Origin of the sequence: Photorhabdus viridis, from assembly GCF_040256935.1 — a bacterium.
Lineage (GTDB): Bacteria > Pseudomonadota > Gammaproteobacteria > Enterobacterales > Enterobacteriaceae > Photorhabdus > Photorhabdus viridis.
This window is the reverse complement of record NZ_JBEJZY010000411.1, coordinates 1-256: the sequence shown is the minus strand read 5'-3', so window position 1 is coordinate 256 and position 256 is coordinate 1. Positions and strand designations below refer to the sequence as shown.

The 256-nt window shown below is 59.8% G+C and carries 1 protein-coding gene; it reads right to left on the bottom strand.

Annotated features, from left to right (window positions below):
• Positions 1-256 (bottom strand): RHS repeat domain-containing protein (locus ABR397_RS23955; RefSeq protein WP_350307865.1); only part of this gene is annotated, 256 nt, incomplete at both ends.

Sequence of the window (256 nt, the reverse complement as noted above, 5' to 3'; positions counted from 1 at the left end):
TACTCCTCCTGCTAACCCCAAAGGGTCAGGGCTGAGGTAACAACAGCCTTCCGGCAAATAATAACGGTGCCGATTGTAGCAAAGCCCTGATTCCTCATCAAAAAGTTGCCCCGCAAATCGGAGTCCCGGATCCAGTTGCGGGTTTTCATCCTGCTCCGCCAGACGCCGCCCGTACAGCGACTGTTTCGGCTGCCGCCACACCCGTTTCCCGGCCGGGTCGAACAATGCCAGCGGCTCACCCGTCGGCGCACTCACC